This is a genomic window from Pseudomonas sp. Q11 (assembly GCF_024494355.1).
GTDB classification, from domain to species: Bacteria; Pseudomonadota; Gammaproteobacteria; order Pseudomonadales; family Pseudomonadaceae; genus Aquipseudomonas; species Aquipseudomonas hefeiensis.
This window is the reverse complement of record NZ_JAKNQY010000015.1, coordinates 77829-102233: the sequence shown is the minus strand read 5'-3', so window position 1 is coordinate 102233 and position 24405 is coordinate 77829. Positions and strand designations below refer to the sequence as shown.

Sequence of the window (24405 nt, the reverse complement as noted above, 5' to 3'; positions counted from 1 at the left end):
CGCTATCCTAAGTGTGCATATCACCATCTGGGAGCGACACCATGGGTTCCACCTTCAACGGCCTGATTGGCCTGATCATTCTGGCGCTCGATATCTGGGCGATCATCAATGTGCTCAAGAGTGGCGCGGGAACGGGGGCGAAAGTCCTGTGGGTGCTGTTGATTCTTCTGTTGCCAGTGCTGGGCCTGATCATCTGGGCGATTGCCGGGCCGCGAGGTAACGTGCGGATCTGACCGCTTTTTGAAGGTGCCCGGCAGGCCTCGGCCGCCGGGCATTCAAAGCCTGCCGCGACGGTATCAGGCCGTCGCCAATGAGTGTTTTTTCGAGGCGCTGAGGAAACTCAGCAAGGCCATCAGCGGGAAAGCACTGCCGATGATCACCACCCACAACCAGCCGCCATGTTCGTACACCGCGCTGGCAATCGATGAACCAAACGCGCCGCCGATGAAGATGCTGGTCATGTACAGCGCATTGAGACGACTGCGGCTTTTGGCATCGAGGGCGTAGATGGTGCGCTGGCCCAGGACCATGTTCATCTGCACGCAGAAATCCAGCACCACACCCGTAACGGCCAGGCCAATGACGCTGTAGAGCGGATGGATGAACGCTGGCAGAAAACTCAGGCTGGCCAACAGCATTGCCAGCAGCGAAGCGATGCGGGTATGTCCGGCATCCGCCAGGCGACCGGCAATGGGCGCGGCGATGGCGCCAATGGCACCGACCAGGGCGAACAGGGCGATTTCAGTTTGCGACAGACCGTGATTGCGCGACAGCTCCAGCGGCACGGCGGTCCAGAACAGGCTGAAGGTGGCGAACATGCAGGCCTGGTAAAAGGCTCGTTGGCGCAACAGCGGCTGCTGGCGCAACAAGGTGCCGAGCGAGCCCAGCAGTTGGCCATAAGAGGCGCTATGGTCGGGTTGGCGCTTGGGCACGGTCAATGCCAGGACGATGCTGATCGCCGCCATCAAGGCGGCGGCGATCATGAACATTGCCCGCCAGCCGAAGTGATCGGCCACCACGCTTGAGATCGGTCGCGCCAGCAGGATCCCCAGCAGCAGGCCGCCCATGATCCCGCCCACGACCCGCCCTCTGGACTCTTCCGGCGCCAAGTGCGCGGCCAGCGGGATCAGGACTTGCACCGATACCGAACTGAACCCTACCAGGAGCGAAACCAGCAGGAACACGTTCGGCTGTTCAGTGAACGCTGCCGCCAACAGACTGGCAATCGCCACAACGGTGGTGAGGATCATCAGGCGGCGATTTTCCAGCAGGTCCCCCAATGGCACCAGGAAAAACAGGCCCAGGGCATAGCCGATTTGGGTCAGCGAGACGATCAGGCTGGCCATGGTGCTGCTCAGGCCGACGTCGGGCGCGATCAGTTCGATGATGGGCTGGGCGTAGTAGATGTTGGCAACGATGGCGCCGCAGCAAAAGGCAAACAGCAGGACCATGCCGCGAGTCAGGCTGGTGCTGGCGGGCGAGGTGGGTGAGTGGGCACTCATGGCGATCTCGTCAGTGAATGGAAAGAGTGGCGTGAGGCTAAAGAGTTAGCGGGCTCTGGAACAGGCTTTGTGGCTGATATCCGACATGCTTGTCATTGATGATGGAGGCAGCCTCAAGGGTCAGTGAATATTGAAAGTGCCTTGCCTATTCCAGTTTCTTGAACAATGCATTGCCGCAACGGGAGCAGAAAGCAGCGCCATGATCGTGGTTGTTTTTACTGCAGACTGGACAATCATGCTTGAGTTGGTCGGCGCCGCGCATGGCCGTGGCCAGTTCAGCGGTGAAAATGCCTGTCGGCACGGCGATGATCGAGTAACCGGTGATCATCACCAGGGACGAAACCACCTGGCCCAATGGCGTCTTGGGCACGATGTCGCCAAAGCCCACGGTGGTCAACGTCACGATGGCCCAATAGATGCCTTTGGGAATGCTGGTGAAGCCATTCGCGGGGCCTTCGATGACGTACATCAAGGTGCCGAATACGGTCACCAGGGTCGATACGCTGACCAGGAACACGATGATTTTCTGCTTGCTCCCCCGCAGCGCCGCCATCAGGTAGTTGGCTTGCTTGAGATAAGGGCTGAGCTTGAGCACGCGGAAAATCCGCAGCATGCGAATGATGCGAACGATCAGCAGATACTGGGCGTCGCTGTAATACAGCGCCAGAACCCCGGGCACGATCGCCAGTAAGTCCACCAGGCCGTAGAAGCTGAATGCATAGCGCAGGGGCTTGGGCGAGCAATACAGGCGCAGGCCGTATTCGACGATGAAGATGAAGGTAAACCCCCATTCCATGGCGGCCAGCAGGGGGGCGTAGTTCTGGTGAATGCTGTCGATGCTGTCGAGCATCACGATCACCAGGCTGGCGAGGATGATCAACAGCAGTGTGCTGTCGAAGCGTCGGCCGGCCACGGTGTCGGTCTGGAAAATGATCACGTAGAGGCGTTCACGCCAGTTGTTGCTATCCATAACGTTCGCCTGAACCAATAGTCAGCGAAGCCTAGGGTGATTGCCCCGCAAAGCGCAAGGCGCAGTGTCGAGACTGGCCTGCTGCCACACCCGTTTCGTGGCGTGAACCAGCCAGCAGGCCAGGATGAAGGGCGCGGTCAGCGGCGCCAGGCCGAAGGCGAGAAAACCCGGTGTGAGCATGACTGTGAGCACGATACCCGCCAGCGGCAACCATCGCAGGTGGCGTTGTTGGCTGAGGGCCAGTGCCGCCAGGGCTGGGTTATAGCCGCCGAGTCCCGACAGGGCTTGGGCGGTGTCGTGATGCAGCAGGGAGAATGCCAGGCCTGCGGCTGACCCCAGCATCGCCCAACCGGCGGCACGTGGGTTGGCAATCAACAATCCCACAGCGATCAGCGCACCGGCTAATGGCTGGTCGAGAAACATGACCTGACCCAGTCCGCTCCAATAAGCGGCCAGCAAATGGGGCATCGTCATTTCAACCGAAACGGGCGACGACTGTGCCGGGGCGACGCTCAGCAGCAACCAACCCAATGCCACGAACGGCGTGGTGTAGACGGGCAGGCACTGCGGGCCACGGCTGCGCTTGAGCCACTGCTGAGTCAACATCGCGCTGAGACCGCCGCTGGCAATAATCAATGGCGGCAACACGGCTGACCAAGGTAACGCGAGACTCAATAGCAGGCCCAGCAGGATGCCGTTGTAACTGAACAGTCCGGCCTGTCGATCAACCTTGGCGTAACCGCGCCGCTGGGCGGTGAGCAACCCGGCCACGCCGCCAAGCAACGCACCGCCAAACAAGGCGGGTGCGGTGAAGAGAATCGCCAGCAGGCACAACAGACCGCACAGCGGATGACGCTGGAGGAAAATCTGGCTGAAACCGTTGAGCAGGGCGGTGGCCCAGTCGGGGCAGTGGGTGTTGGGCATGGTTGGTATGTCTGATGGACCGGGTAGGTTTCATCGCGAGCAGGCTCGCTCCCACACTGGATCTGTGGTGTTCACAAAACCCCTGTGGGAGCGAGCCTGCTCGCGATGAGGCCGATACAGGCGCTAGATTAGGGTCTCAATGCGCAACGAATTGGTCGACCCCGGCTGCCCGAACGGCACGCCGGCCGTGATCAGCAGGGTATCGCCGCGCTGGGCCATGCCCTGGGCCTGGGCGATTTCCAGGGCGGTGGAGCACACCTCATCCACCTGCCGCAGCCGATCGTTGACCACCGAATGCACGCCCCAGGCCACGGTCAAGCGGCGGGCCGCCTGCAGGTTGGGTGTGAGGTTGAGGATCGGCACCGTCGGTCGCTCCCGCGCCGCCCGCAGGCTGGAGCTGCCTGATTCGCTGTAGTTCACCAGCACCGCCACCGGCAGTACGTTGCTGATACGACGGATCGCGCAACTGATGGCGTCCGACGCCGTGGCTTCGGCTTTCGGCCGGCTGACATCCAACTGCGCCTGGTAATCCGGGCCGTTCTCCACCTGGCGGATGATCTTGCTCATCATCTGCACCGCTTCGAGGGGGTAATCGCCGGAGGCAGTTTCCGCCGACAGCATCACCGCATCGGCCCCTTCAGCCACGGCGTTGGCCACGTCGGTGACTTCGGCTCGGGTGGGTGCGGGAGAAAAACGCATGGATTCGAGCATCTGGGTCGCCACCACCACCGGTTTGCCGAGCGCGCGGCAGGTGCCGATGATGTTCTTCTGGATCTGCGGCACGCTTTCGGCCGGCACTTCGACACCCAAGTCACCCCGGGCAACCATGATCGCGTCGCTCAGTTCGGCGATCTCCCGAAGCTGGGTCACCGCCGACGGTTTCTCGATCTTGGCCATCAGGAATGCCTTGTCGCCAATCAACGCACGTGCCTCGCGGATGTCCTCGGGGCGCTGCACGAACGACAGCGCCACCCAGTCCACGCCCAACTCCAGGCCAAAGCTCAAGTCGCGACGATCCTTGGCGGTCAGCGGGCTCATGTCGAGCACGGCCTGGGGCACATTCACGCCTTTGCGGTCCGACAGTTCGCCGCCGTTGAGCACTTGGGTGTCGATGGCATCGGCATGCTTGGCGGTCACACGCAGGCGCAGCTTGCCGTCGTCCAGCAGCAGGTCCATGCCGGGCTCCAGGGCCTCGATGATCTGTGGGTGGGGCAGGTTGACCCGTTGTTCATCGCCGGGCGTGGCGTCCAGATCCAGGCGCAGGGCCTGGCCGCGTTGCAGCAGCACTTTGCCGTCGGCGAATGTGCCCACGCGCAGTTTCGGACCCTGCAAGTCCATCAGAATGCCCAGTGGGTAGTTGAGCTGCTGCTCGACTTCACGAATCCACTGGTAACGCTGGGCGTGGTCGGCATGTTCGCCGTGGCTGAAGTTCAGGCGGAAAATATTCACACCGGCCTGCACCAGTTCACGGATGTCATCGATCCCACGGGTAGCGGGGCCGAGGGTCGCGAGGATCTTGACCTTTTTATCAGGCGTCATGTTTGGGGTTCTCAAGAATCAGGATGGCGCGAAAGTCGTTGACGTTGGTGCGCGTCGGCTCGGTGACGATCAACGCATCCAGCGCGGCGAAATAGCCGTAGCCGTTGTTGTTGTCCAGCTCGTCGCTGGCGCTCAGGCCCAGTTCGGCGGCACGGCGATAACTGTCCGGGGTCATGATGGCGCCGGCGTTGTCTTCGGAACCGTCGATGCCGTCCGTGTCGCCGGCCAGTGCGTAGATGCCGGGATGACCCTTGAGGCTGTCAGTCAGACTGAGCAGGAATTCTGCGTTGCGTCCGCCCCGGCCATTGCCGCGCACGGTGACCGTGGTTTCGCCGCCGGAGAGGATCACGCATGGCGCCGCCAGAGGCTGGCCGTGCAGAGCGATTTGCCGAGCGATACCGGCGTGGACTTTGGCCACTTCCCGGGATTCGCCTTCCAGGTCGCCGAGGATCAACGGGCTGAAACCGGCCTGGCGGGCTTTCACCGCCGCCGCTTCCAGTGATTGCTGGGGGCGGGCGATCAATTGGAAGTGACTGCGGGCCAGGCTCGGGTCGCCGGGTTTGACGGTTTCCGATTCCGGGCTTAGCAACCAGTTGCGCACCGCGGCCGGTATTTCAATGTTGTAGCGCTTGAGGATTGCCAGCGCTTCGGCTGATGTACTGGGGTCGGCCACGGTGGGGCCGGAGGCGATGACCGTGGCGAGGTCACCGGGCACATCGGAAATCGCGTAGGTGTAGACCGTCGCCGGCCAGCAGGCCTTGCCCAGGCGCCCGCCCTTGATTGCCGAGAGATGTTTGCGCACGCAATTCATCTCGCCGATGGTGGCGCCGGACTTGAGCAACGCCTTGTTGATCGATTGCTTGTCGGCCAGGGTGATGCCAGCTGCCGGCAGCGCCAGCAGCGCCGAGCCTCCGCCGGACAGCAGGAAAATCACCCGGTCGTCTTCGTCAAGGTTGCTGACCAGCTCCAGCACCCGTTGGGCCACCGCCAGGCCCGCCGCATCAGGTACCGGGTGAGCAGCTTCCACTACTTCGATCTTCTGGCAGGGCGCGCCATGGCCGTAGCGGGTCACTACCAAACCAGTGACGTCGCCCTGCCAGCAGCGCTCGACCACCTGCGCCATCGCCGCGGCCGCCTTACCGGCGCCGATGACGATCACCCGGCCGCGGCGGTCGCTGGGCAGATACTGTTCAAGGACATGCTGCGGATGGGCCGCGTCGATGGCTGTGGCAAACAGCTCGCGCAGCAGTTGTTGCGGATCGACCGACATGGCGGACTCCCGATTTTTATTATTGGATGAAGCAACTCGATTCCCTGTGGGAGCGAGCCTGCTCGCGATGAGGGCCTGACCTCCAGCCGCAATGTCGACTGTGTGTCCGCTATCGCGAGCAGGCTCGCTCCCACAGGTTTTTGTGGCGTGTCAGTTATCGCGAATCGAGAAGTTCGCCATGTGCTCCAGGCCCTTGATCAGCGCCGAGTGATCCCAGTTGCTGCCGCCGATGGCCGCGCAGGTGCTGAACACTTGCTGGGCGTTGGCGGTGTTGGGCAGGTTGATGTTCAGCTCCTTGGCGCCTTGCAGGGCCAGGTTCAGGTCCTTCTGGTGCAGGCTGATGCGGAAGCCCGGATCGAAGGTGCCCTTGATCATGCGCTCGCCGTGTACTTCCAGGATCTTCGAGGAGGCAAAACCACCCATCAGCGCTTCGCGAACCTTGGCCGGATCGGCGCCGTTTTTCGCGGCGAACAGCATGGCTTCTGCCACGGCCTGGATGTTCAGCGCGACGATAATCTGGTTCGCCACTTTCGCGGTCTGGCCGTCGCCGTTGCCGCCCACCAGGGTGATGTTCTTGCCCATGGCCTGGAACAGCGGCAGGGCGCGCTCGAAAGCGGCGCTGTCGCCACCGACCATGATGCTCAGCGTGGCGGCCTTGGCGCCGACTTCACCACCGGACACGGGGGCATCGAGGTATTGCGCGCCTTTTTCATTGATCTTGGCCGCGAACGCCTTGGTGGCGGTGGGGGAGATCGAACTCATGTCGATGACCACCTTGCCCGCGCCCACGCCGGCCGCCACGCCATCGGCGCGAAACAGCACGTCATCGACCTGCGGGGTGTCCGGGACCATGACGATGATGAACTCGGCTTCCTGGGCGACTTCCTTCGGGTTGGCCAGCGCCACCGCGCCGCCGGCCAGCAGATCGGCGGGGGCCGGGTCGTGGTGCTGACTCAGGAACAGGCTGTGTCCGGCCTTTTGCAGGTTCATTGCCATGGGATGGCCCATGATGCCGGTGCCGATGAATCCGATTTTAGCCATGAGAAAATCCTCTCTTATTTAGATGTCCCGGGTCTCTGTGGCGAGGGAGCTTGCTCCCGCTGGGTCGCGAAGCGGCCCCAGAAATCCATGTTGGGTGAAAAATCATGCGTCTGCTTCGCAGCCGAGCGGGAGCAAGCTCCCTCGCCACAAAGGCCGTATCGGGTCAGATTGCGTTATGGCTTTTCAGCCAGCCCAGGCCCGCTTCCGTGCTGGTCAGCGGCTTGTATTCGCAACCGACCCAGCCCTGGTAACCGATGCGGTCCAGGTGTTCGAACAGGAAGCGATAGTTGATCTCGCCAGTGCCCGGCTCGTTGCGTCCCGGGTTGTCCGCCAGTTGCACATGGTTGATCTGACCCAGGTGCGCCGACAGGGTCCGGGCCAGGTCGCCTTCCATGATTTGCATGTGGTAGATGTCGTATTGCAGGAACAGGTTGGCGCTGCCCACCTGCTCGCGGATCGACAGGGCCTGGGCGGTGTTGTTCAGGTAGAAACCGGGAATGTCACGGGTGTTGATGGCTTCCATCACCAGCTTGATGCCTTTGGCTTGCAGCTTCTCGGCGGCGTATTTCAGGTTGGCGACGAAGGTTTTCTCCACCAGGGCGTTGTCGCAGTTCTGCGGACAAATCCCGGCCAGGCAGTTGACCTGAGTGTTGCCCAGCACCTGGGCATAAGCGATCGCCAGGTCGACGCCCGAGCGGAACTCTTCAACCCGGTCCGGCAGGCAGGCAATGCCGCGCTCGCCCTTGGCCCAGTCGCCGGCCGGCAGGTTGAACAGCACTTGGGTCAGGCCGTTGGCATCGAGCAAGGCCTTGAGCTCGGCGGAGCTGTAGTCATAAGGGAACAGGTATTCGACACCCGTGAAACCGGCCTTGGCGGCCGCTTCGAAGCGGGCGAGGAAATCCTGCTCGGTGAACAGCATGGACAGGTTGGCGGCGAAACGCGGCATGGTGGTCTCCTGCTACAAATTTAATGGCGTCCTGACCCGTAGGAGCTGTCGAGTGAAGCGAGGCTGCGATCTTTCTATCGACACTTGAGAGTTAAGCGAAAGATCAAAAGATCGCAGCCTTCGGCAGCTCCTACAGGTCAAGCAACGGTTAGCTCAATCGAGCAACGAAATCGCTGTCGGCGCATCGTTGCCCACCAGCGCCAGGTCTTCGAATTCGTTGACGGCGTTGATCTCGGTGCCCATGGAAATGTTGGTCACCCGTTCCAGGATGATCTCGACGATCACCGGCACCTTGAATTCCTCGATCAGCTCTTGGGCCTTGCGCAATGCTGGCTGGATGCCGGACGGTTCGAACACCCGTAGCGCCTTGCAACCCAGGCCCTCGGCCACGGCGACGTGGTCTACGCCATAACCGTTGAGTTCCGGCGCGTTGAGGTTGTCGAAGGACAGTTGCACGCAGTAGTCCATGTCGAATCCGCGCTGGGCCTGGCGGATCAACCCCAGGTAGGAGTTGTTCACCACCACGTGGATGTACGGCAGCTTGAACTGCGCGCCTACCGCCAGCTCTTCGATCATGAACTGGAAGTCATAGTCGCCCGACAACGCCACGACCTTGCGATTCGGGTCGGCCTTGACCACCCCGAGTGCCGCCGGGATGGTCCAGCCCAACGGGCCGGCCTGGCCGCAGTTGATCCAGTGGCGCGGTTTGTAGACGTGCAGGAACTGCGCCCCGGCGATCTGCGACAGCCCGATGGTGCTGACGTAGCAGGTGTCCTTGCCGAACACCTGGTTCATTTCTTCGTACACACGTTGGGGCTTGACCGGTACGTTGTCGAAGTGAGTCTTGCGCTGCAGGCTGGCCTTGCGCTGCTGGCAGTCCTGCAGCCAGGCGCTGCGGTTTTTCAGTTTGCCAGCGGCTTGCCATTCGCGGGCGACTTCGATGAACGCAGTCAGTGCCGAAGCGGCGTCGGACACGATGCCCAGGTCCGGGGTGAACACACGGCCTATCTGGGTCGGCTCGATGTCCACATGAATGAAGGTGCGGCCTTCGGTGTAGACATCCACCGAACCGGTGTGGCGGTTGGCCCAGCGGTTGCCGATACCCAGCACCACGTCCGATTTGAGCAGCGTCGCATTGCCATAGCGGTGGGAGGTTTGCAGGCCGACCATGCCGACCATCAATGGGTGATCGTCTGGAATCGTGCCCCAGCCCATCAGTGTGGGAATCACCGGGATACCGGTCAGCTCAGCGAATTCCACCAGCAGCTCGCTCGCATCGGCGTTGATGATCCCGCCGCCGGCCACCAGCAGTGGGCGCTCAGCCTGATCGAGCATGGCCAGGGCCTTCTCGATCTGCACGCGGTTGGCAGCGGGTTTGGCCAGGGGCAGCGGTTGGTAGGCGTCGATGTCGAACTCGATCTCGGCCATCTGCACGTCGAACGGCAGGTCGATCAACACCGGGCCCGGCCGGCCGGAGCGCATCTCAAAGAAGGCCTTCTGAAAAGCGTACGGCACCTGGCCAGGTTCCAGGACCGTGGTTGCCCACTTGGTCACCGGCTTGACAATGCTGGTGATGTCCACAGCCTGAAAATCTTCCTTGTGCAGGCGGGCGCGGGGTGCCTGGCCGGTGATGCACAGGATCGGGATCGAGTCGGCCGAAGCGCTGTAGAGCCCCGTCACCATGTCGGTCCCCGCCGGACCCGAGGTGCCGATGCACACGCCAATGTTGCCGGCCTTGGTGCGGGTGTAGCCCTCGGCCATGTGGGAGGCGCCTTCAACGTGGCGAGCGAGGACATGATCGATGCCACCCACCTTTTGCAGGGCAGAGTACAGCGGGTTGATCGCGGCACCCGGGATGCCGAAGGCGGTGTCCACGCCTTCACGGCGCATCACCAGAACGGCGGCTTCGATTGCTCTCATTTTGCTCATAATTTTGTGCCTCTTACGTTTTGTAATTGTATACAAGTGGCTTTGCGTAGAGTGTATTCATGGCGGACGGCGCAGGTCAATCCATTTCCTCAAGCACCTGTTTCATTCGTCGGAAGGCCGTAAACGCTGTGGCTTTTCGTCGCACAGGATGTGTTGTTGGAATTATTGTATACAAAAAATAAGATCATTGTGTTCTATTGTTTGCGTCTGGTTTTGCCGACAGCAATGCCAGGAACGCTTCCCACAACAAAATAAGGACAGCACTCATGAGCGCTTTAACCTTGAAAGTCGCCGTCAACCTGACGGGGCAAGCCCTTGCCGCGGGCCGCGAAATCGGCGCTGCGCCACTGACCATTGCGGTTCTGGACAGCGGCGGCCACCTGATAGCCCTGCAACGTGAAGACGGCGCCAGCTTGCTTCGCCCTCAGATCGCCATCGGTAAGGCCTGGGGCGCCATCGCCCTGGGTAAGGGCTCGCGCCTGCTCGCCCAGGACGCCCAGCAGCGCCCGGCCTTCTTCGCCGCGTTGAACAACCTGGGGCAGGGCAGCGTCGTGCCGGCACCGGGAGGGGTGTTGATCAGGGGTCAGGATGGACGGGTGTTGGGCGCCATCGGCATCAGTGGCGATACCTCTGACATTGATGAGCAGGTTGCGGTCAGGGCCGTGGAGGGGGTGGGGTTGAAGGCGGATGCGGGGGGCGCTTGATTTTGTATTGACTGACCTATTGCAATCGCGAGCAGGCTCGCTCCCACAGGTGGACTTGGGCAGACACAAAATGTGTGAGCACCCCCAATCCCCTGTGGGAGCGAGCCTGCTCGCGATGGCTGTCAACCAGACACATCCAGCTAAAAGTCAGGTCCGCCTCCAGACATTTCCAGACCTAGTATTGGCCAGAACTCAACTTATCAAAGGACACGGAATGTCTGGTTCACCGGCTTCACATCGACTGCGTGTCGGCCGCTATGCCGAATCCAACCGAATCTACTTATTGACCGCCAACACATTCGGCCGCGAGCCGATTGTTAGAGACTTTATCTTGGGCAGAATGGTCGTTCATCAGTTTAGAAAGGCTCAGGATCAAGGCTTTGCAAAATCATTGGCATGGGTCGTTATGCCTGATCACTTTCATTGGTTGGTAGAGTTGCGGAGGGGGTCATTGAGTGGGTTGATGCAAAAGACAAAATCATTGAGCACCAAAGCAGCGAATTCGTGCCTTGATCGTAAGATTAACCTTTGGCAGCCAGGCTTTCATGACCGGGCACTGCGCCGAGAGGAAGACTTGGTAAAGCTCGCTCGTCATGTGGTCGCGAATCCGTTGCGGGCGGGTCTGGTGGAGCGACTGGGTGACTATCCGCTGTGGGATGCGATTTGGGTTTGACTTGAAGTCGTGTCGCCGCCATCGCGAGCAGGCTCGCTCCCACAGGATTCTGTTGTGAACTCAAATTTTGTGAACAACTGAGATCCCTTGTGGGAGCGAGCCTGCTCGCGATGGCGGCGACACGGTTCTGGACCTAGCGATCCACCTCACACCCCTTCAACACCAACCGAATAATCGTCTGTGCCGCGGCTTCATAATCCGCTTCGTCCAGTTTTGCCTTGCCGGTCACTGCGGATATCTGCCAGTCGAAGTCGGCGTAAGTCTGGGTGGCTGCCCAGATGCTGAACATCAGGTGGTTGGGGTCGATGGGGGCGATCTGGCCGCGGTCGATCCAGGTCTGGATGCAGTCGATGTTGTGCCGGGCCTGGGCGTTGAGTTGTTCGACCAGGTCGGCGCTCAGGTGGGGGGCGCCGTGCATGATTTCGCTGGCGAAGACTTTTGAGGCGAAGGGCAGGTCGCGGGAAATGCGGATCTTGGAGCGGATGTAGTGGCTCAGCACTTCGCCGGGCACGCCATCGGCGTTGAACGGGGTCGAGGCCTGGAGGATCGGCTCGATGATACTTTCCAGCACCTCGCGATAGAGGTTTTCCTTGGATTTGAAATAGTAGTAGACGTTGGGTTTGGGCAGGCCCGCCTTGGCCGCGATGTCACTGGTTTTGGTCGCTGCGAAGCCCTTGTCGGCAAATTCTTCGCTGGCGGCACGCAGGATCAGTTCTTTGTTGCGCTCGCGGATAGTGCTCATAAACCCAGGGGTTCCTTGCCTGTTCTGGCGGTTGCGCATGGTAGCACCGGCCTCCAGAGGCGCTCAAGAATGCCCCGAGGCGACGTCGGGCGCGCTATGCTGCGCAGCATTATTATTCAAGGAGTTCCTCCATGGCCGGAAGCAGTTTGCTGTTGCTGATCGACGACATCGCCGCGGTGCTCGACGATGTTGCATTGATGACCAAGATGGCCGCCAAGAAAACCGCCGGCGTGCTCGGCGATGACCTGGCGCTCAATGCCCAGCAGGTGTCAGGCGTGCGTGCCGAGCGGGAAATACCGGTGGTCTGGGCGGTGGCCAAGGGGTCGTTCATCAACAAGCTGATTCTGGTGCCGTCGGCGTTGGCCATCAGCGCTTTCGTACCCTGGCTGGTGACGCCACTGCTGATGGTGGGGGGCGCCTACCTGTGTTTCGAAGGGTTCGAGAAACTGGCCCACAAGTTCCTTCACAGCAGGGCGCAAGACCAGGCCGAGCATGCGCAACTGGTCGAGGCCGTGGCCAATCCGGCGGTCGATCTGGTGGCCTTCGAAAAGGACAAGATCAAAGGTGCGATACGCACCGACTTCATCCTCTCGGCGGAAATCATCGCCATCACCCTCGGCACTGTCGCTAACGCACCGCTGACCCAGCAGGTGATCGTGCTGTCGGGCATCGCCATCGTCATGACGGTTGGGGTCTATGGCCTGGTGGCCGGGATCGTCAAGCTCGATGACCTCGGGTTATGGCTGACGCAGAAGCCGGGGCAATGGGCCAAGAGCATCGGTGGCGCCATCCTGCGCGCCGCGCCCTACATGATGAAAGGCCTGTCGGTGATCGGCACGGCGGCGATGTTCCTGGTGGGCGGAGGCATCCTGACCCATGGCGTGCCGGTGGTGCATCACTGGATCGAAGGTGTAACGGCCAGTGCTGGCGGTGCCGGGTTTATCGTGCCGTTGCTGCTTAATGCGGTGGCCGGGATCGTGGCGGGGGCGCTGGTGTTGGCGGGGGTGATGGTGGTGGGCAAGGTCTGGAAAGCGCTGAAAAGCTGAATCTGACAACACATGACAACTGTGGGAGCGAGCCTGCTCGCGATAGCGGTCTACCAGCCAACATAAATGTTGAATGGCAGGCCCTCATCGCGAGCAGGCTCGCTCCCACAGTGGGTTTTGGGGTGGCCGGGAGTTACTCGGCAATCTGCAACTTGCGCGACTCGGTATACACGTAACGCACTTTCTCATATTCGAACGGCGAGTTCAGTTGACCATAGCGGAAGCTGGTCTGGTAACGCCTGTCCACGCCACGCAGCAGCAACAGTTCCGGGTGGTTGGAGCTGACTTCGGACACATTCAGGAAGTTGATCGCCGATTCAGCTGTGTAGTCCACCAGCAATCCCGAGGTGTCGCGCAGGTTCGAAGGGCCGAAGATCGGCAGTACGAAGTACGCGCCGCCGGGCACGCCATAGAATCCCAGGGTCTGGCCGAAGTCTTCGCTCTGGCGCGGCAGGCCCATGGCCGTGGCCGGATCCCACAGGCCGGCGATGCCGACGGTGGTGTTGAGCAGCAGGCGCGCCGTGGTTTCCATCGAACGCTTGCCCTTGAATTGCAGCAGGCTGTTCATCAGGTTCGGCACGTCCCCCAGGTTATTGAAGAAGTTGCTCACCCCGGTGCGCAGGAAACTCGGGGTGATGTAGCGGTAACCGTCAACGACAGGCAGGAACACCCACTGGTCGAATCGGTAGTTGAAGTGGTAGACGCGGCGGTTCCAGGACTCCAGCGGGTCATAGACGTTCAGGGCATTGAGGGTCGAGCGCTCGAACTCGCGCTGGTCCAGCCCGGGGTTGAACTTGAGCTTGCTCAACGGCTCCTTGAATCCGTCGGAATCCACCACAACAGGCGCATTGGCCTTGCTGTTATCGGCGTGGACCATGCCGGCACTCATTAACGCGGCGATAAGCAGGAGATATTTAGCCACGGAAGAACTCCAGCATGGCGTCGCTGTTGACGCGGTAGTTAAGGTTGCCGCAGTGGCCGCCCAGTGGGTAAACCGTCAGCCGGTCGCCAAAGGTCTCGCGCAAGAAGCCCAGATCGCCCGGGCCGAGAATAACGTCGTCGGCGTTGTGCATGACGGCAATCTTCGGGCTGTCGTGCAGGTAATCCTTGAGCGCATAAAGGCTGACCTGATCGATCAGTTGCAACAGGCTGCCGCCGTCGGTGCGCGCGCGCCACATCGGAATCACCTGCTCGGTGAGATAACAGTCGAAATCGCATTGCAGCGCACGCTTGAGGAACGGCGTCAGGCTGGTGCTTTCGGTAATCGGGAATTTGGGCGGGATGATCAGTCCGCGACGGTTGATCAGGTCCGAGGTGAATGCAATGTCGGCTGCCGAGAAGCGGAACGAGGTGCCGATCAGCATCGCCATCTGCTCGTTGGTCAGGTGTTGTTTGGACTGCTGGAAGTCATAGAGCAGCGCATCGTTGAGGTCGATGTAGCCTTTTTGCTGGAAGTAGCGGGTCAGCTTGTTGAGCACCAGTTCATAAAAAGTGGTGGTGTTGTTGATGCCCTTGACCTCAGTCTGGACCAGCTTGTCCAGGTTGGTGATCGAGGTGTAGAGGTTCACCGGCGGGTTGAGCAACAGTACTTTCTTGAAGTTGAAGCTGCGTCGGGTTTCGTCCAGGTGGGCGACGAAGGCCGCGTCCAGGGCACCGAGGCTGTAGCCGGTGAGGTAATACTCGGTCACGGGCAATTTGGGGTTTTGCGCGCGTACGGCCTGCATCACCCGGTACATGTCTTCGGCGTCTTCCTTGGTGATGCCAGGTGTAGCGAAGCGCGAAGCGGCACTCATGAAGTCAAAGCTGGTGGGCGACGACAACTGCACCACGTGGTAACCCGCTTTGTAATAGAGACGCTTGAGGTATTCGTTGAGGGTACTGTCGTAGCGCGCGCCGGTGCCGGCGATCAGAAAGATCAGCGGTGCGGGCTTGTCTTGGGTCGCCATGCGGTAGGTGAGACTTTTCACCGGCCAGAAGTTGTCCGGCAGGATGAACTCGCGTTCCGGGCGCAGGGTCAGGCTGTGGTCCGCCTGGTCGATATCTTCGATCGGGGGCAGCTCCGGGCGCAGGTCCGGTGGCGTGGTGGCGATGGTCGCCTCGAACGGGTTGGTCAAGGGGTAGCCATAGCTGGCGGCATCGATATCCACCGCCAGCGCGGACGCACTCAGAATAAGGCCGCCGGCGAGGGCAGCGAAGCGCAAGGAATGGAGCATGACTGGATCCCTTAGAGGAAGATGCCGAATGAAGTTCGCAGGCTATGACCGCCGAAGTGAAGCCAAGTGCCATGATGGACGCAAAAGAGGCACAAACGGGGCGCGATAGTAGCGCGAAGATACACGTTCACGCGTGGTAGAGGCTATTTATCTGGCGGTTTGCCGGATTCAGGCATGACCGGCAGGACGGCATTTTTGTTGGCCCGAATGACGTAGGCAGGTAGCTGGCGTTCTGATGTCGTTTCTCGTTGCTTCAACGTCGCAGGCAGAGCAGGTTCCAGATTGGCGCAGGTTGATGATCAACGAGTCAGTACTCCACTGACGTTCGGACCGGTTTTGCAGGCGAGCGTGATGGGGGCGCTGTGCACCATAACAATACGTTGACGCCGCTCGGCATCCGTCGGGCGCAGCACTTTCGGGGAAGTAACGATGAGAATGCGACGACTCTTGGGCGCAGGTGCCGCACTGGTACTGGCGATCAGTTCCACATTGGCCAGCGCCGAAACCGAAACCCTGAGCATCGGTTATGTCGACGGTTGGTCCGACAGCGTCGCGACCACCCATGTGGCGGCCGAAGTCATCAAGCAGAAACTGGGCTATGACGTGAAGCTGCAAGCGGTCGCGACCGGGATCATGTGGCAGGGTGTGGCGACCGGCAAGCTTGACGCGATGCTCTCGGCCTGGTTGCCGGTGACCCATGGCGATTACTGGACCAAGAACAAGGATCAGGTGGTCGATTACGGCCCGAACTTCAAGGATGCGAAAATCGGCCTGATCGTGCCGGAATACGTCAAGGCCCAGTCCGTGGCCGACCTCAAGACCGATGACAGCTTCAAGAACCGCATTGTCGGTATCGACGCCGGTTCAGGTGTCATGATCAAGACTGAACAGGCCATCAAGGATTACGACCTGACCGGGTATCAACTCAAGGCCAGTTCCGGCGCCGGCATGATTGCCGAGCTGACCCGTGCCGAGAAGAAAAAAGAATCCATCGCTGTTACCGGTTGGGTGCCGCACTGGATGTTCGCCAAGTGGAAACTGCGCTTCCTGGAAGACCCGAAAGGCGTCTACGGCGCAGCTGAAACCGTAAACAGCATCGGCAGCAAGGAGTTGGCCGCCAAGGCACCGAAAGTGGTCGCGTTCCTGAAGAAGTTCCAGTGGAATTCGAAAGACGAAATCGGCGAGGTCATGCTGGCGATTCAGGAAGGCGCCAAGCCGGACGCCGCCGCCAAGGATTGGGTTGCCAAGCACCCGGATCGTGTGAAGGAGTGGACCGGCGAGTAATTCGCCTGGTTTAACGCTCTCGAAAACCGCATGACTTGGCGTCATGCGGTTTTTTTGTGCCTGCGTTTTTTCAGTCTCGCCCACGTCCTTGTGGGAGCGAGCCTGCTCGCGATGACGACGGTACATTCGACAGGTGCACCTACAGACCCACCGCTATCGCGAGCAGGCTCGCTCCCACAAGGGGGAGCGGTGCCGGTCATCAATCGATAAACGTCATGTCGTTCTAATACTAAGGTCGTCTGGAACCTGGCCTTCAGCCGCATAGAGTAGCGCTGTTGCAATTAAATCTGTGCTGCGAGGATAAAAACAATGAACGACAGCATTTACCTCTCGATTCAAAACAGCCCGCGTTTCAAGGAGCTGGTGAGAAAGAGAGAAAAGTTCGCCTGGATTCTCTCGGCGATCATGCTTGGGTTGTATTCAGGCTTCATTCTTCTGATTGCCTACGGGCCGCATATTCTCGGGGCCAAGATTTCGCCCGAGTCCACCATTACCTGGGGTATCCCCATAGGTGTCGGCCTGATTGTCTCGGCCTTCATCCTGACCGGTATCTACGTGCGACGCGCCAACGGTGAGTTCGACGATCTGAACAATGCGATTCTCAAGGAGGCTCAGCAATGATCCGGCGTCTAATGGCTCTGTTGAGCATCGCAGCGTTCGCACCGGGGGCCTGGGCGGCTGAAGCCCTGACCGGTGCCGTGCAGAAACAACCGCTTAACGTCCCGGCTATCCTGATGTTCGTGGCCTTCGTCGGCGCGACTTTATATATCACTTACTGGGCGTCCAAGAAAAACAACTCGGCGGCCGACTACTATGCGGCCGGCGGCAAGATCACCGGCTTCCAGAACGGCTTGGCAATCGCGGGCGACTACATGTCGGCGGCGTCCTTCCTGGGGATTTCCGCGCTGGTGTTTTCCTCCGGTTACGACGGCCTGATCTACTCCATCGGTTTTCTGGTGGGCTGGCCGATCATTCTGTTCCTGATCGCCGAGCGCCTGCGCAACCTGGGTAAATATACCTTTGCCGACGTGGCGTCCTACCGCCTGGGGCAAACCCAGATCCGCACCTTGTCTGCCAGCGGCTCGCTGGTAGTGGTCGCGTTCTACCTGATCGCGCAGATGGTCGGTGCCGGCAAGCTGATCCAGCTGCTGTTTGGCCTGGACTATCACGTTGCGGTGATTCTGGTCGGTATCCTGATGTGCCTCTATGTGCTGTTTGGCGGCATGCTGGCCACTACCTGGGTGCAGATCATCAAGGCGGTGCTGTTGCTGTCGGGTGCGTCCTTCATGGCGCTGATGGTCATGAAGCACGTCAACTTCGACTTCAATATGCTGTTCTCCGAGGCGGTCAAGGTTCACGCCAAGGGTGAGGCGATCATGAGCCCTGGTGGTCTGGTCAAGGATCCGGTCTCGGCGTTCTCCCTGGGCCTGGCGCTGATGTTCGGTACTGCTGGCCTGCCACACATCCTGATGCGCTTCTTCACCGTGAGTGACGCCAAGGAAGCTCGCAAGAGCGTGCTGTATGCCACTGGCTTCATCGGTTACTTCTACATCCTGACCTTCATCATCGGCTTCGGCGCGATCCTGTTGGTCAGCACCAACCCGGCCTTCAAGGACGCAGCAGGTGCGTTGCTGGGTGGCAACAACATGGCGGCGGTGCACTTGGCTGACGCGGTGGGTGGCAGCATCTTCCTGGGCTTCATCTCGGCGGTAGCCTTTGCCACCATCCTGGCGGTAGTGGCGGGTCTGACCCTGGCCGGTGCCTCGGCGGTGTCCCATGACCTGTATGCCAGTGTCGTCAAGAAAGGCAAAGCCAACGAGAAGGATGAGATTCGCGTGTCGAAGATCACCACCGTCGCCCTGGCGGTGCTGGCGATCGGCCTGGGCATCCTGTTCGAGAAGCAGAACATCGCGTTCATGGTGGGCCTGGCGTTCTCCATCGCGGCAAGCTGCAACTTCCCGGTACTGCTGCTCTCGATGTACTGGAAGAAGCTGACCACCCGTGGCGCCATGATCGGCGGTTGGTTGGGCCTGGTCAGCGCAGTGGGCCTGATGGTGCTCGGTCCGACCATCTGGGTGCAGATCCTGGGTCACGAGAAGGCGATCTTCCCGTATGAATACCCTGCGCTGTTCTCGATGGCCATTGCCTTCGTCGGCATCTGGTTCTTCTCCGTCACCGACAAGTCGGCTGAAGGCGTGAACGAGCGGGCGCTGTTCTTCCCGCAGTTCGTGCGTTCGCAGACTGGCCTGGGGGCGAGTGGGGCGGTTAGCCACTAAAGCAGCGGCAAGCTGTAAGTTAAAAGCTTCAAGTTAAAGCGTTGTGTTTGAAGAAGTACCCCGGTCGAGAGGCTGGGGTATTTTTTTGTGTTGGGTTTAAGGGGTGGCAGGCCTGCCGCCCAATCGCGAGCAGGCTCGCTCCCACATTGAAATGCATTCCCCTGTGGGAGCGAGCCTGCTCGCGATGGCGTCGGACCGGGCGAAGAAGATGGGGAGAGGCACAAACAAAACGGCCCCCGCTCTTATATAAGAAGCGGGGGCCGTTTTGGTGAAGCTTGGTACCTATCGCAAGGCAGGTCTTACTTGCGGTCTTCCAGTTGGGTGATGTCACGCGACTCGTAGCCGGTGTACAACTGGCGCGGGCGGCCGATCTTGTACGGGCTGGAGAGCATTTCTTTCCAGTGGGAGATCCAGCCCACGGTCCGCGCCAGGGCGAAGATCACGGTGAACATGCTGGTTGGAATGCCGATCGCCTTGAGGATGATCCCCGAGTAGAAGTCGACGTTCGGGTACAGCGAGCGCTCGATGAAGTACGGGTCGGTCAGGGCGATCTCTTCCAGGCGCATGGCCAGTTCGAGTTGCGGATCGTTCTTGATCCCCAGTTCCTTGAGCACTTCGTCGCAGGTCTGCTTCATGACGGTGGCGCGCGGGTCGCGGTTCTTGTAGACCCGGTGACCGAAGCCCATCAGCTTGAACGGATCGTTCTTGTCCTTGGCCTTGGCGATGAATTTGTCGATGTTCGAGACATCGCCGATTTCATCGAGCATGGTCAGTACCGCTTCGTTGGCACCGCCGTGGGCCGGGCCCCAGAGTGCGGCGATACCGGCGGCGATACAAGCGAACGGGTTGGCACCCGAGGAGCCTGCCAGGCGCACGGTGGACGTGGAGGCGTTCTGCTCGTGGTCGGCGTGGAGGATGAAGATCCGGTCCATGGCCTTGGCGAGCACCGGGCTGATCGGTTTGATCTCGCACGGAGTGTTGAACATCATATGCAGGAAGTTTTCTGCATAAGTCAGGTCATTGCGCGGGTACATCATGGGCTGGCCCATGGAGTACTTGTAGACCATGGCTGCCAGGGTCGGCATCTTCGCCACCAGGCGGATCGCGGAGATTTCGCGATGCTGGGGGTTATTGATGTCCAGGGAGTCGTGGTAGAAGGCCGAGAGGGCGCCGACAACGCCGCACATGACGGCCATCGGGTGGGCATCGCGACGGAAGCCGTTGAAGAAGGTCTTCAACTGTTCGTGAACCATGGTGTGGTTCTTCACGGTGCTGACGAACTGGGCCTTTTGCTCTGCGGTTGGCAGCTCGCCGTTGAGCAGCAGGTAGCAGGTTTCCAGGTAGTCCGATTTTTCGGCCAGTTGCTCGATCGGGTAGCCGCGGTGCAGCAGGATGCCGTTGTCGCCGTCGATATAGGTGATCTTCGACTCGCACGAAGCGGTCGACATGAAACCCGGGTCAAAGGTGAAACGGCCCGTGGCCGTCAGGCCCCGTACGTCGATTACATCGGGACCAACGGTGCCGGTTAAAATGGGCAGCTCGACGGGGGCTGCGCCCTCGATGATCAACTGCGCTTTTTTGTCAGCCATGTGGCCTCCTATTAATGCTTGGAATCATCAGACAGACCCCCCACGCAGGGCCCGCACCACTATAGTGAGATAAATTCGAATGTCAATTTGCCTAAAGTCTTGCTCCAGAAGGCTTTAACCGGACTTTTTCCGCGAAATTGCCTGCCGTTTACGCCTTTTGCTTCATATGTGCAATGCGCTATTAGGGGAAGGTGAACGCGTTGTCATTAGTAGCCTAACTGTCTATACTCGGCCACCGACCGCCAGGGGCTTTTGGGCCTGCTTTCTTGGGGGTCGTCACTCCCTGGGTGGTGAGTACCTGACCAGTGCGCGCCCCAACAACTTTGCCCTGATTGTTAGGGGCTCTTCAGTGTGAAAAAAAGCCGTGAAAAGCCAACGACCTGTAAACCTAGACCTAAGGACCATCAAACTCCCAGTCACTGCTTACACGTCCATTCTTCACCGTATCTCCGGTGTCATTCTCTTCGTCAGCCTGGCCATCATGCTTTATGCATTGGACAAGTCGCTCGACTCGGAAGAAGGCTTCGGTCAGGTGAAGGCGTGTCTGACCAGTCCGCTAGCCAAGCTAGTGATTTGGGGCATCCTGTCCGCCTTGCTGTATCACTTGGTTGCCGGTGTGCGCCACTTGATCATGGACATGGGCATCGGTGATACGCTGGAAGGCGGCAAGCTGGGCTCGAAAATCGTTATCGCCGTTTCCGTGGTGGTAATCGTTCTGGCAGGAGTCTGGATATGGTAACCAACGTCACGAACCTTTCGCGTTCGGGCCTCTATGACTGGATGGCGCAGCGTGTGTCTGCGGTCGTTCTCGCGGCTTACTTCATTTTCCTGATCGGATATGTCGTAGCAAACCCTGGCCTTGGCTATGCCCAATGGTATGAACTGTTCGCAAACAACTGGATGCGTATCTTCAGTCTGCTGGCGCTTGTCGCACTGGGCGCTCACGCCTGGGTCGGTATGTGGACCATCGCGACCGACTACCTGACGCCGATGGCGTTCGGCAAGTCGGCGACTGCCGTACGTTTCCTCTTCCAGGCAGTATGCGGCGTCGCGATGTTTGCGTACTTCGTCTGGGGTGTGCAGATTCTTTGGGGTATCTGATTCATGGCTAACATTCCTACGATTTCTTTTGACGCCATCATTATTGGTGGCGGCGGTGCCGGCATGCGCGCAGCGCTGCAACTGGCACAGGGCGGTCACAAGACTGCCGTGATCACCAAGGTTTTCCCGACCCGTTCGCACACTGTTTCCGCCCAGGGCGGCATCACCTGCGCCATCGCTTCGGCCGACCCGAACGATGACTGGCGCTGGCACATGTACGATACCGTCAAGGGTTCCGACTACATCGGTGACCAGGACGCTATCGAATACATGTGTCAGGAAGGTCCGGCCGCAGTTTTCGAACTGGACCACATGGGCATGCCATTCTCGCGTACCGAGCAAGGTCGTATCTACCAGCGTCCGTTTGGCGGTCAGTCCAAGGATTACGGTAAGGGTGGCCAGGCTGCGCGTACTTGCGCGGCGTCCGACCGTACCGGTCACGCACTGCTGCATACCCTGTACCAGGGCAACCTGAAAGCCGGTACCACGTTCCTGAACGAGTACTACGCCGTTGACCTGGTGAAGAACGAAGACGGCGCCTTCGTCGGCGTGATCGCGATCTGCATCGAAACCGGCGAAACCACCTACATTCGCGCCAAGGCCACCGTACTGGCGACCGGCGGTGCAGGCCGTATCTACGCGTCCACCACCAATGCCCTGATCAACACCGGTGACGGTGTCGGCATGGCCCTGCGTGCTGGTGTGCCGGTACAAGACATCGAAATGTGGCAGTTCCACCCAACCGGCATCGCCGGCGCCGGCGTACTGGTTACTGAAGGTTGCCGCGGTGAAGGCGGTTACCTGATCAACAAGCACGGCGAGCGTTTCATGGAGCGTTATGCTCCGAACGCCAAGGACCTTGCCGGTCGTGACGTGGTTGCCCGGTCGATGGTGAAAGAGATCATCGCCGGCAACGGTTGCGGTCCGAATGGCGATCACGTGATGCTCAAGCTCGACCACCTGGGCGAGGAAGTGCTGCACAGCCGTCTGCCAGGCATTTGCGAGCTGTCGAAGACGTTTGCTCACGTCGACCCTGTGGTTGCACCGGTTCCAGTGGTTCCAACTTGCCACTATATGATGGGCGGCGTTGCCACCAACATTCACGGCCAGGCGATGACCCAGAACGCCGAAGGTGTGGACGAAATCATCCCTGGCCTGTTCGCAGTGGGTGAAGTGGCTTGCGTATCGGTTCACGGTGCCAACCGTCTGGGCGGCAACTCGCTGCTCGACCTGGTGGTATTCGGCCGTGCTGCCGGCCTGCACCTGGAAAAAGCGCTGACCGACGGTATCGAGTATGACGATGCCACCGACGCCAATATCGAGGCCGCCCTGGCGCGTCTGTCCGCTCTGAATGAGCGTGCCGAAGGCGAAGACGTGGCGACCCTGCGTCGCGAGCTGCAAAACTGCATGCAGAACTACTTCGGTGTGTTCCGTACCGGCGAGTACATGCAGAAGGGTATCGCTCAGCTGGCGCAATTGCGTGAACGAATCGCCAACGTGAAGATCAACGATAAGTCGCAGGCGTTTAACACTGCACGTATCGAAGCGCTGGAATTGCAGAACTTGCTGGAAGTGGCCGAAGCCACCGCCATCGCGGCAGAAGTGCGCAAAGAGTCCCGTGGTGCCCATGCCCGCGAAGACTTTGAAGACCGTGATGACGAAAACTGGTTGTGCCACACCTTGTTCTTCCCGGGTGAAAAACGTGTCGCCAAGCGTGCGGTGAACTTCTCGCCGAAGACCGTTCCGACGTTTGAACCCAAGATCCGGACTTACTAAGGGTGGCCGCCATGTTGCAAGTCAGTGTTTATCGCTACAACCCTGATCAGGACGCCGCGCCGTTCATGCAGGATTTCCAGGTTGATACCGGTGGTAAAGACCTGATGGTGCTGGACGTGCTGGCCCTGATCAAAGAGCAGGACGAAGGTTTTTCCTACCGTCGTTCTTGCCGCGAGGGCGTTTGCGGCTCCGACGGCATGAACATCAACGGCAAGAACGGCCTGGCGTGTATCACGCCGCTGTCCGCCGTGGTCAAGGGCAACAAGCTGGTTGTCCGTCCGCTGCCAGGTTTGCCGGTCATTCGTGACCTGGTCGTCGATATGAGCATCTTCTACAAGCAATACGAGAAGGTGAAGCCATTCCTGCAGAACGATTCGCCGGCCCCGGCCATCGAACGTCTGCAGTCCCCGGAAGAGCGTGAAAAGCTCGACGGTCTGTACGAGTGCATCCTGTGCGCCTGCTGCTCGACGTCGTGCCCATCCTTCTGGTGGAACCCGGACAAATTCCTGGGCCCGGCCGCTCTGCTGCAAGCGTATCGCTTCCTGGCAGACAGCCGTGACACCAAGACGTCCGAGCGTCTGGCTGCACTGGATGACCCGTTCAGCGTATTCCGCTGCCGCGGGATCATGAACTGCGTCAACGTCTGCCCGAAAGGCCTGAACCCGACTAAGGCCATCGGTCACATACGTATCATGCTGCTGCAAAGCGGCGTGTGATTCAGCTGCTGTACCCGTAGAACCGCTGTACCCGTAAAGGCCGGGGCGTGGGCTTCAACCCGCGTCCTGGCTATAACCAGAACCGCCGCTCACAAAGCGGCAGTTCTTATTTTGAAGAAATGAGACAAGCAGGGGCATCCGGGCTGGTACCCGGACTATCAGCG

General features: G+C 60.0%; 23 protein-coding genes. 11 read left to right on the top strand and 12 right to left on the bottom strand.

Annotated features, from left to right (window positions below):
• Nucleotides 1–41 precede the first annotated feature (41 nt).
• The gene (locus MA884_RS16975; RefSeq protein WP_047229615.1) at nt 42–233 is read left to right on the top strand and encodes a PLDc N-terminal domain-containing protein; all 192 of its coding nucleotides are present in this window, start codon (nt 42–44) and stop codon (nt 231–233) included.
• Between the two features lie 63 nt (nt 234–296).
• On the opposite strand, the gene MA884_RS16970 is transcribed toward MA884_RS16975, so the two are convergent.
• The 8 genes from MA884_RS16970 to gcl all read right to left on the bottom strand — a co-directional run bounded on the left by MA884_RS16970 (nt 297) and on the right by gcl (nt 10121).
• On the bottom strand, nt 297–1502 hold the full coding sequence (locus MA884_RS16970) for an MFS transporter (protein ID WP_256231590.1): 1206 nt from the start codon (nt 1500–1502) through the stop codon (nt 297–299).
• A gap of 145 nt (nt 1503–1647) precedes the next feature.
• On the bottom strand, nt 1648–2472 hold the full coding sequence (locus tag MA884_RS16965) for an ion transporter (RefSeq protein WP_256231589.1): 825 nt from the start codon (nt 2470–2472) through the stop codon (nt 1648–1650).
• A 21-nt stretch (nt 2473–2493) separates the two neighbouring features.
• Nucleotides 2494–3396: an urea transporter gene (locus MA884_RS16960; RefSeq protein ID WP_256231588.1), complete on the bottom strand. Its 903-nt coding sequence runs from the start codon at nt 3394–3396 to the stop codon at nt 2494–2496.
• Nucleotides 3397–3519: 123 nt separating this feature from the next.
• Nucleotides 3520–4935 carry a pyruvate kinase gene (gene pyk / locus MA884_RS16955; protein ID WP_256231587.1) on the bottom strand — a complete coding sequence of 472 codons (1416 nt, stop codon included), beginning with the start codon at nt 4933–4935 and terminating at the stop codon, nt 3520–3522.
• A complete protein-coding gene (locus tag MA884_RS16950) occupies nt 4925–6205 on the bottom strand; it encodes a glycerate kinase (protein ID WP_256231586.1) in 1281 nt (426 codons plus the stop codon). The genes pyk and MA884_RS16950 overlap by 11 nt, the downstream gene beginning before the upstream one ends.
• Nucleotides 6206–6355: 150 nt before the next feature.
• Nucleotides 6356–7246 carry a 2-hydroxy-3-oxopropionate reductase gene (locus MA884_RS16945; RefSeq protein WP_256231585.1) on the bottom strand — a complete coding sequence of 297 codons (891 nt, stop codon included), beginning with the start codon at nt 7244–7246 and terminating at the stop codon, nt 6356–6358.
• 163 nt (nt 7247–7409) lie between these two features.
• Nucleotides 7410–8192 carry a hydroxypyruvate isomerase gene (gene hyi / locus MA884_RS16940; protein ID WP_256231584.1) on the bottom strand — a complete coding sequence of 261 codons (783 nt, stop codon included), beginning with the start codon at nt 8190–8192 and terminating at the stop codon, nt 7410–7412.
• 153 nt (nt 8193–8345) lie between these two features.
• Nucleotides 8346–10121: a glyoxylate carboligase gene (gene gcl, locus MA884_RS16935; protein WP_256231583.1), complete on the bottom strand. Its 1776-nt coding sequence runs from the start codon at nt 10119–10121 to the stop codon at nt 8346–8348.
• Nucleotides 10122–10387: 266 nt separating this feature from the next.
• Here gcl and MA884_RS16930 point away from each other — a divergent pair, with 266 nt between their 5' ends.
• Complete coding sequence (locus MA884_RS16930) at nt 10388–10825, top strand: heme-binding protein (RefSeq protein ID WP_256231582.1); 438 nt, start codon at nt 10388–10390, stop codon at nt 10823–10825.
• A 214-nt stretch (nt 10826–11039) separates the two neighbouring features.
• Entirely contained in the window at nt 11040–11498 is a 459-nt protein-coding gene (locus MA884_RS16925) for a transposase (RefSeq protein WP_256231581.1), read from the top strand.
• Nucleotides 11499–11631: 133 nt separating this feature from the next.
• Here MA884_RS16925 and MA884_RS16920 read toward each other — a convergent pair whose 3' ends face one another.
• Entirely contained in the window at nt 11632–12240 is a 609-nt protein-coding gene (locus tag MA884_RS16920) for a TetR/AcrR family transcriptional regulator (protein WP_047229604.1), read from the bottom strand.
• Nucleotides 12241–12371: 131 nt separating this feature from the next.
• Between MA884_RS16920 and MA884_RS16915 the strand changes: the two genes are divergently transcribed.
• A complete protein-coding gene (locus tag MA884_RS16915; RefSeq protein WP_256231580.1) occupies nt 12372–13286 on the top strand; it encodes a DUF808 domain-containing protein in 915 nt (304 codons plus the stop codon).
• Nucleotides 13287–13419: 133 nt separating this feature from the next.
• Here the strand turns inward: MA884_RS16915 and MA884_RS16910 are convergent, their stop codons facing one another.
• On the bottom strand, nt 13420–14208 hold the full coding sequence (locus tag MA884_RS16910) for a VacJ family lipoprotein (RefSeq protein WP_256231579.1): 789 nt from the start codon (nt 14206–14208) through the stop codon (nt 13420–13422).
• A complete protein-coding gene (locus MA884_RS16905; RefSeq protein ID WP_256231578.1) occupies nt 14201–15499 on the bottom strand; it encodes a serine/threonine protein kinase in 1299 nt (432 codons plus the stop codon). The genes MA884_RS16910 and MA884_RS16905 overlap by 8 nt, the downstream gene beginning before the upstream one ends.
• A gap of 429 nt (nt 15500–15928) precedes the next feature.
• On the opposite strand from MA884_RS16905, the gene MA884_RS16900 reads away from it, so the two are divergent.
• From MA884_RS16900 to MA884_RS16890, 3 genes are all read left to right on the top strand, one after another.
• Nucleotides 15929–16783, top strand: a complete 855-nt coding sequence (locus tag MA884_RS16900; protein WP_256231577.1) for a glycine betaine ABC transporter substrate-binding protein — start codon at nt 15929–15931, stop codon at nt 16781–16783.
• Nucleotides 16784–17092: 309 nt separating this feature from the next.
• Entirely contained in the window at nt 17093–17404 is a 312-nt protein-coding gene (locus MA884_RS16895; RefSeq protein WP_256231576.1) for a DUF485 domain-containing protein, read from the top strand.
• Nucleotides 17401–19059 carry a cation acetate symporter gene (locus MA884_RS16890; RefSeq protein WP_256231575.1) on the top strand — a complete coding sequence of 553 codons (1659 nt, stop codon included), beginning with the start codon at nt 17401–17403 and terminating at the stop codon, nt 19057–19059. The genes MA884_RS16895 and MA884_RS16890 overlap by 4 nt, the downstream gene beginning before the upstream one ends.
• Before the next feature lie 299 nt (nt 19060–19358).
• Here the strand turns inward: MA884_RS16890 and gltA are convergent, their stop codons facing one another.
• Nucleotides 19359–20648: a citrate synthase gene (gene gltA, locus MA884_RS16885; RefSeq protein WP_003204440.1), complete on the bottom strand. Its 1290-nt coding sequence runs from the start codon at nt 20646–20648 to the stop codon at nt 19359–19361.
• A 364-nt stretch (nt 20649–21012) separates the two neighbouring features.
• On the opposite strand from gltA, the gene sdhC reads away from it, so the two are divergent.
• The 4 genes from sdhC to MA884_RS16865 are packed head-to-tail and all read left to right on the top strand — an operon-like array spanning nt 21013 to nt 24241.
• A complete protein-coding gene (gene sdhC, locus MA884_RS16880) occupies nt 21013–21387 on the top strand; it encodes a succinate dehydrogenase, cytochrome b556 subunit (protein WP_256231574.1) in 375 nt (124 codons plus the stop codon).
• Nucleotides 21381–21749 (top strand): succinate dehydrogenase, hydrophobic membrane anchor protein, encoded by a 369-nt coding sequence (gene sdhD, locus MA884_RS16875; RefSeq protein ID WP_256231573.1) that lies wholly within the window; start codon nt 21381–21383, stop codon nt 21747–21749. The genes sdhC and sdhD overlap by 7 nt, the downstream gene beginning before the upstream one ends.
• 3 nt (nt 21750–21752) lie before the next feature.
• Entirely contained in the window at nt 21753–23525 is a 1773-nt protein-coding gene (sdhA, locus tag MA884_RS16870) for a succinate dehydrogenase flavoprotein subunit (RefSeq protein WP_256231572.1), read from the top strand.
• Between the two features lie 11 nt (nt 23526–23536).
• Entirely contained in the window at nt 23537–24241 is a 705-nt protein-coding gene (locus MA884_RS16865) for a succinate dehydrogenase iron-sulfur subunit (RefSeq protein ID WP_256231571.1), read from the top strand.
• Nucleotides 24242–24405: the final 164 nt, after the last annotated feature.